The organism is Fibrobacter sp. UWB7, from assembly GCF_900142945.1.
In the GTDB taxonomy this organism is placed as follows: domain Bacteria; phylum Fibrobacterota; class Fibrobacteria; order Fibrobacterales; family Fibrobacteraceae; genus Fibrobacter.
The window spans coordinates 130019-137695 of sequence record NZ_FRCO01000007.1 but is presented as its reverse complement, the minus strand read 5'-3'; the positions used below and the strand labels follow the sequence as shown (position 1 = coordinate 137695).

Genomic DNA, 7677 nt, shown 5'->3' with positions numbered 1-7677 from the left:
AAGGTGTTGCAAAACGAAGTGAAAATGAGTAATTTTAGTCCTAGAACTATGTCAAATTCATGGATGAAAGATTATGATGAGGCTGTCCTCAGGTATGAGGGTGCGCAAGACAAGGCTCGCGAAATGGCTATGAGAATGCTGGTAAAAGACGAGCCTGTTGATAAAATTGTCGAGTATACTAGACTCTCTGTTTCTGATGTTCTGGCTCTCAAGGCTTCCCTTGATCAGAAACAGTGAGTGCATTGAAATTGAAGTGATTGCTTTTTAATCAAAAAAATCCCCGAAATCAGTTGATTTTCGGGGATTCTTGTTAAAAGGGCGTTTTTTTTGCAAAGAAGCCGAGGGATGTTATTCTACTCCGATGCCGAGACCTCTAAACGGAACGTATCGGAGCTGTTCCTTGTTGTCGATAATGACTGCAACACCGGTAAGGAAGTACGGCCAGTGGCTTGTAACGTGGAACTTGTAGTTCACGGCTCCGTTAGAGACGAATACGCTGAACGGGAGAACAAAGTCGTCGTGGGTACAGATGACGCGGTACTTGTTCATGGAGGCGTAGCCTGGGGCGATGTCCTTCTTGATGATTTCTTCGGATTTTTCCTTGAGGTCGTAGAAGGCGTCGGCATAGAGGTTGTCGTATGCCCAGCCCGCAATGACGAGACGGACGTTTGTCGTGGAGTCGTCATAGAACTTGTAGCGTTCGCTGTCTTTCTTGTACCAGCTGATGGAATAAAGGCTGGTTGTGTCATGCTGGAATGTCTGTTGTCCGCGGCCAAGGTTGATGTTGTAGCAGGTCTGTTCGGTGCGGACGTAGTTGGTGTGCGAATACACAAATTCATCGGCGCTGATGAGCTTTTTACCGACGGCTCGGGCTTGTCTTACGCCGTCAGACGGTTGACCGTTGACGGAGTCGGGTTCGTTTTCCCAGTAGGTGAGGGGCGTTTCACGACCGGTCTGTGCGTCGTCGCGTTCGCCGTGGCGGATGATGAACACAGCCTTTTCATTGCAGCGGACGCTCTTGAAAACGTCAGCGATGTCAGCGAGTCCGTTGGTGTCAAGGGGGATGTCGGCGACAGGGGTTTCAACGCAGCTCGGATCGAGTTCTGCGGTTCCTACCGAGGAACTGGACTGGGTTGGCGGAACGTCTGTGGAAGAGCTGGATTCACCGATCGGAGCTGTGGCGGAGCTGGTGTTTGCGTCGGCAGAGCTTGCCGGGAGCTGATCTGTGGAAGAGCTGGAAAGCTGTTCTTGCTGTATTTGGCTGCTTGAACTTTGGCTAATGGCTGTGCTAATCGGGGATGTTGCGGAGTCGTCACCGCAGGCTGACAAAAGCGAGGCGGAGAGGATTGCGCCGGTAAGAGCTAAAGAAATGCGAGAAATTTTATGCATTGCGTGAAATTCCTTGTTTTTATCCCTCTAAATCTATTTATGTTGCGTGGTTTCTTCAAGTAAATTTTTCCTAAAAACCTTTAAAAAGCTGTTTTGGGATGATTTGGGGTGAAAATGCGTTTGAAAAAGCGCTTAAAAAGCGCTTAAAAAGGCGGGACGTGCATATAAAAAGGTCAAAATGATGCTTTTTATATGTGTTTTATGAATAAATTAATTACTTGCTGTGGTGCATGGTGCATATAAAAAGGCTTTTTGGGGAGTTTTTATATGCATGGAAAACTACCTGTTTGGATAATTGTATGATTAATTTGTACTAGAATTATGGAAAAATGCATATAAAATTTGAAAAAATGAAGATTTATATGCATAGGGCTGTTTTTGAGGGGGCGTTTAACGCAAAAAAACGTGTTTTTTTATGCTTTTGTTTCAACGGGTTTGTCGGAATTGTAGTTGATTTCGTTGCGGCGCTTGAGTTCCTTGTTGAGCGGCCAGTAAATCAGTGCAAAAACGATGTATCCGATGAGGAGCACAATCCAGTGGTTGAGCCCGAAACCGATTTCTATGTAGCGCATGGTCGCAAACATGAACGGCCCTGCAATGAGGAATAGCGGGAGCTGTCTGCATTGGTCGCCGAGCGAGTAACGGCTCTCGTAGCTTACGATGGAATTCATCATCGGGAAGCTGGTGCAAAAACCGCCCATCAGGCGCTTGATGAACATGAGTCCGGAAACAACTCCTGCGATGGCGGGCGCCTTGATGTAAACCGGGAGCGGGGTCTTGTAGCGCACGCCTGCTTTGTACTTTTGCTTCTGGAAGAAAATCACGCCGATGACAAAGTCAAAAACGCAAGCGCCGATAAAGTACGCTTCGCCTTCCGGGATGCGTGCATGCAAAAATGTTCCGAGTGCGACAAAAAAGGCGAGTCCTGCAATAATCGACGGTACGATTGGTACTTTTACTTTGTAGTGGAGAATGCGTACAATGTGTACGTACAACATGCACATGAAGCCCGAAACTGCATTTTCGGTGCCCATTGGGAGTCCGACAGCGATGTAGGCAAAACCGCAGGGAATAGGGATTGTTGCTGTGACCGCTTTGAGTTGCGGGTCCTTGAGGTAGGCGCTCAAGGTGCCGAGGGCGGTAACCATAAAGACGAGCAGCCAGTCGTATGCCGAAAAATGGAAATTTAACGCTTCAAACATCGTGCCCAAAGATAGAAAATAGTGGCTAATTGCTATATTCACACGCAGAGGTTTTATTATGAAAGTTTTGGTAACTGGTGTCGGTGGCCAGCTGGGTCACGATGTGATGAATGAACTTGCAAAACGCGGCTACGAGGGTGTCGGTAGCGATATTGCTCCGGTTTATTCCGGTGTGGCTGATGGCAGTGCTGTGACCACGATGCCTTATGTTCCGATGGATATTACGAATGCAGCTGCGGTTGCAGAAACCATCAAGAGCGTGAAGCCTGATGTAATCGTGCATTGCGCTGCTTGGACGGCGGTGGACCTTGCCGAAGACGAAGACAAGAAGGCGAAGGTCTTTGCAATTAACGCCGAAGGCACGGAAAACATTGCTTGCGTTGCTAAAGAAATTGATGCAAAGATGGTCTACATCAGCACGGACTACGTGTTTAATGGCCGTGGCACTTCTCCGTGGAAACCGGACTGCAGGGATTACGAACCGCTCAACGTCTATGGCGAATCCAAGCTCAAGGGTGAACTTGCCGTGAGCGGAACGCTTGAAAAGTATTTCATTGTACGTATCGCCTGGGTGTTCGGCCTTAATGGCAAGAACTTCATCAAGACGATGCTCAAGGTGGGCGAGACTCACGACACCGTCCGCGTTGTTTACGACCAGATTGGTACGCCGACTTACACGCTCGACTTGAGCCGCCTCCTCGTCGATATGATTGAAACGGATAAGTACGGCTACTATCACGCCACGAACGAAGGTGGATTCATCAGCTGGTACGATTTCACGAAGGAAATCTACAAGCAGGCTGGGCTCCCGACTAAGGTGTTGCCGGTAACGACGGCGGAATACGGACTTTCCAAGGCCGCACGTCCGTTCAATAGCCGCTTGGACAAGAGCAAGCTTGTGGAAGCTGGCTTCAAGCCGCTCCCCACATGGCAGGATGCGCTTGGCCGTTACCTCAAGGAAATCGGCGTGCTCGTGTAAGACCTAAGAAAATCTTTCGTACAAGGCGTCTCGTTCCACCGGAACGAGGCCTTCTTTTTTGATGAGGTCTTGCATGCGTTCCGGGCTCATGCCCACGGGAACCGTGGCGCCAGCAGCATGCGTGATTTTCTCTTCGATAATCGTGCCGTCCAAATCCGATGCGCCGGCGTGGAGTGCCTTCATAGCTGTCTCGATGCCCATCTGGATCCAGTAAGCCTTGATGTGCGGGAAGTTGTCCAAAAATAAACGAGAAACAGCGACCGTGCGGAGGATGTCTTCTTCGCTTGTGATGTTCGGGACAATCTGGTGGAGCGCATTGTGCTCCGGATGGTACACGAGCGGGATGAATGCGAAGAATCCCGGAGCCTCGTCTTGCAAGTCGCGGAGCATCTTCATGTGCGCGATGCGGTCTTCAATCTTTTCGATATGGCCGAAGAGCATGGTTGCATTCGTCGGGATGCCGAGCTTGTGGGCTGCACGATGGACGTCGAGCCATTCTTCGCCAGTTTCCTTGCCCGGGCAAATCTTGTCGCGTACACTTTGTACTAAAATCTCGGCACCGCCACCGGGGAGAGCGTCAAGACCTGCGTCCTTGAGCGTTGCCATAATCTGTTCGGGCGTCTGGCCAGAAATTTTGGCGAAGTGGCAAATTTCAACGGCAGTAAAAGCTTTCAAGTTTGCGGATGGAAATTCCTTGCGGAGCTTGCGCAACATCTCGATATAGTAATCGAACGGATGGTCGGGATGGAGCCCGCCAACAATGTGCAATTCGCGGGCGCCTTTGCTAATGGCTTCGGCGGCCTTGTCGCGGATGGTTTCGTAATTCCAGTCGTAAGCGGTCGGGCTGTCTTTTTTGATGCGGCTGAAGGCGCAGAATTTGCAGTGCAGCACGCACACGTTCGTGTAGTTGATTTGGCGGTTGTTCACCCAGTAAACGGACTTCCCGTGGCGCGCTTCTTTTTCGGCGTTGGCGCGTGCGCAAAGTTCATCGAGCGGTGCGTTCAAAAATAAATCGAGAGCTTCTTGTTCTGAAATGCGAGACATACTACAAATATAAAAAAGAAAAGACCTAGAGTGAATCTAGGTCTTTTTAGTAGCGGGGGCAGGACTTGAACGCTGCGACCTTCGGGTTATGAGCCCGACGAGCTACCAACTGCTCCACCCCGCGTCGAGGTTGTCCCATATATAGAAAATTATAACAGGTTTGGCAAGAGTGAAAAGCAGAGTATTTGTCGGAGTAAGTTTTTTTTATGTTTTCCCGCGATTTATGCACGAATTTGACTATACGAATTTTTTCAAAATGTGCTTGCTTGCGTAGAAATAATCAATTCCGCTCACGATTGTAATGGTGGTTATGATGCCCATCACGACAATCGGGAACTGATGCCAGATGCTTTCAAATCCAGGAATCAATGCGCGGACCGGATCGATAGCGCCAAGAAGAATCGCGACAATGCCGATGCCTTGCAATGCGGTTTTCCACTTGCCACTGCGACGTGCGGGCATCACGAGGCCTTCACTTGCGGCGAGCGTTCTGAGCGTTTCCACACTAGATTCGCGGAAGTAAATCAGCGCGACCATCCACACGGGCGCATAGCCTGTAGCGATAAAGCACATGAAAATCGTCATGTTCGAAATCTTGTCGCTGAACGGGTCAAGGTATTTGCCGAGCGTGCTGACTTCGCCCATCGCGCGGGCGAGCTTGCCGTCCAAGAAGTCCGTGAGCATGAAGCCGAGCACCATCACGAGCGAAAGCACTTTAAAGACGATGTTGTTGTTGCTGTAATCCAGATCGTTATCGTAGAAGAACACCCAAAGGAAAAACGGCGTGAGCACAATGCGGCTCATGGTGAGCTGGCTTGCAATCGAAAGCGGCTTGCGGTGTGCGGGGTCGCGGTAGTACCAGTACGCGTATGCTGCAGTGGAGGCGGCTATGAGCAAAATGGAAATGACCATCATAATTTGTTGGTAATTTTCCAAGTTCAGCAAGTATACGCCCATCGTAATTGTGACAGAAAGATTTGCAAGTTTGCTCCAGCGGCGCTTGCGGGGGAGTTGCTTCCCTTCGCGGAGAACGCCGAGCGAAAATAGCGTGTGGGCTATCAGTCGTCCAAGCAAGACGGCGCAACCGACACCGAGAATTTTTTCGGCGCTTTCGTTCTGGATCAAGTCGCGGAAGAAAATGCTTGTCATTACGATGAACTGCAAGAACCCATCGATGGTGTTGAGCCAAAGTCGGTAATAGGGCTTTTCAATTTCTTGGCTCTTGAGCTGGAACAAGTTGACCCAACCCATGATAAGCGCAATACCCACAAAGGAGCATGCCATCGTGGTCCAGTCTTTCCAGATGAAGATTATGACACAGACAAAGATGAGAGCACGCATGATGCTCCAAATGCGTGACCTTAAACGAACATCAGAAGTTTTTTCTGGTTCTGTCATAAATTATTCTCCAACAGCTGCTTTGCATGGGTGCGGACCGTTTCGGAGGTCCCACCTAACATTCTAGCAATTTCTTCGATACGTCCGTTCTTGTCGAGGTCAATAATGGACGTAAATGTCCTTCCGTCAACCTCTTTCTTGCTCACGGCGAGCTGATTTTTGGCTCGGCTTGCGACTTGATGCAAGTGGGTGATGGTGAGCACTTGGTGGTGCTTCCCTAAATTGCGCAGCGCTTCGCCAATGCTATTGCCCGTTTCGCCCGAAATTCCGGAATCCACTTCATCGAAAATCAGGAGCGGAACCTTGTCGAGTTCTGCCATGACGCTCTTGATGGCGAGCAGCACACGGCTGAGTTCACCGCCAGAGACTGCCTTTTGCAACGACTTTTCGCCTTCACCCGGGTTCGGGGCGAGCAAGAATTCGATGCGGTCGGCGCCGTTTGGCGTCGGGTCCTGTTCGGTGATGCTCGTAAAGAATTTGGCTTTTGGCATGCCGAGGCTGTGCAAGATTTCTTGCACGGCCGAGTCAAAGCGCTGGGCTGCTTCTTTACGCTTCTCGGTAAGACTTGATGCCAAGCGGTAGGTCTCTGCTTTGTGGGCTTCTGCTTTGCGTTTGAGCTCATCGAGGTCGGCATCGAGATTCTCGAGACTGTCGAGTTCCTGCTTACGTTGTTCGGTGAGCGCAATAAGCCCTGCCACATCGGTGCGGTACTTGCGCTTGAGTTTTTGAATCGTTGCAATTCGAGAATTGGCGCGGTCGATTTCGACGGGACTCATGGACTTTGACGGGCGGAGCCTCTGCAGGTCCTTGCAAATTCCTTCGAACGGGTCCGCGACTTCGACGAGTGCGTTCAAGTCTTCTTCGTAATGCGGAATCTTTTGAGCGAGACTGCGCAACTTGTACTGAAGGTTCTGGACCTGTTCCAAGATGCCGTTGTCGCAACCGATCAATCCCTGAATTTCATTTAGCAGGTTGTGTTCCGCTTCGCTCTTGCTTGCTACGTTGACCTTTTCTTCAAGCTCTTCTTCTTCGCCATCGCGAAGCGCCGCTTTTGAAAGTTCATCGTATTGGAATTTCAAAAAGTCCTTTTGCTGCGCCAGATCTTTGGCGTGCGCTTCAGTCTTTTGAATCTCGGCGAGAACGTTGTTCCAGGCGTTATAGCTTTTTGAATAGTTTATCAGTAACTCGTTGTTGCCCGCGTATTCATCGAGCATCTTTGCATGCGTGCGGATGTCGCGCAATAACAGCTGTTCGCTTTGCCCGTGCATCTGGATAAGCGATTCGCCAAGCTCCTGCAAATCCGAGAGACTGACGACAGAACCGTTCACGCGGGCGCGTCCCTTTCCGTTTTCAAGAATCTCGCGGCGGATGATGAGTTCATCGTCGTCATCGAGTTCCAACTTTGCAAGAATTTGTTTGACCTCGGGTTCATTCGAAATGTCGAATGTTCCTTCGATGACCGCTTTTTCTTCGCCTGTGCGGACCATCGACGCTTGCGACTTGTCTCCGCAGACCATGCGGAGCGCTTTCATCAAGACGGACTTGCCGGCGCCAGTTTCACCCGTGATTGCGGTAAAACCTTCATGGAACGGGACGCTTGCTTCGGCAATGAGTGTAAAGCTGTTTATTGTGAGTTGCTTTAACATGATTATTTCTAGTTATTAG

General features: G+C 50.0%; 6 protein-coding genes, 1 tRNA gene and 1 pseudogene. 2 read left to right on the top strand and 6 right to left on the bottom strand.

Features of this window, described 5'->3' with window-relative positions:
- A pseudogene (locus tag BUC30_RS15955) lies at positions 1–237 on the top strand (hypothetical protein); the annotation flags it as partial.
- A 111-nt stretch (positions 238–348) separates the two neighbouring features.
- Here the strand turns inward: BUC30_RS15955 and BUC30_RS14585 are convergent.
- Both BUC30_RS14585 and BUC30_RS14580 read right to left on the bottom strand, forming a co-directional pair.
- A complete protein-coding gene (locus BUC30_RS14585; RefSeq protein WP_073443012.1) occupies positions 349–1389 on the bottom strand; it encodes a histidine phosphatase family protein in 1041 nt (346 codons plus the stop codon).
- Positions 1390–1802: 413 nt separating this feature from the next.
- Entirely contained in the window at positions 1803–2591 is a 789-nt protein-coding gene (locus BUC30_RS14580; protein WP_073443010.1) for a hypothetical protein, read from the bottom strand.
- A gap of 58 nt (positions 2592–2649) precedes the next feature.
- Here BUC30_RS14580 and rfbD point away from each other — a divergent pair, with 58 nt between their 5' ends.
- On the top strand, positions 2650–3570 hold the full coding sequence (gene rfbD, locus BUC30_RS14575) for a dTDP-4-dehydrorhamnose reductase (RefSeq protein WP_073443008.1): 921 nt from the start codon (positions 2650–2652) through the stop codon (positions 3568–3570).
- Between the two features lie 3 nt (positions 3571–3573).
- Here the strand turns inward: rfbD and mqnE are convergent, their stop codons facing one another.
- The 4 genes from mqnE to recN form a co-directional block, all read right to left on the bottom strand.
- Entirely contained in the window at positions 3574–4614 is a 1041-nt protein-coding gene (gene mqnE / locus BUC30_RS14570; protein WP_014546954.1) for an aminofutalosine synthase MqnE, read from the bottom strand.
- A 50-nt stretch (positions 4615–4664) separates the two neighbouring features.
- Positions 4665–4738 (bottom strand) — tRNA-Met (locus BUC30_RS14565).
- 113 nt (positions 4739–4851) lie between these two features.
- Positions 4852–6012, bottom strand: coding sequence for a CDP-diacylglycerol--glycerol-3-phosphate 3-phosphatidyltransferase (gene pgsA, locus BUC30_RS14560; protein WP_014546955.1), 1161 nt, complete (start codon positions 6010–6012; stop codon positions 4852–4854).
- Positions 6009–7658, bottom strand: coding sequence for a DNA repair protein RecN (gene recN, locus BUC30_RS14555; protein WP_073443006.1), 1650 nt, complete (start codon positions 7656–7658; stop codon positions 6009–6011). The genes pgsA and recN overlap by 4 nt, the downstream gene beginning before the upstream one ends.
- Positions 7659–7677: the final 19 nt, after the last annotated feature.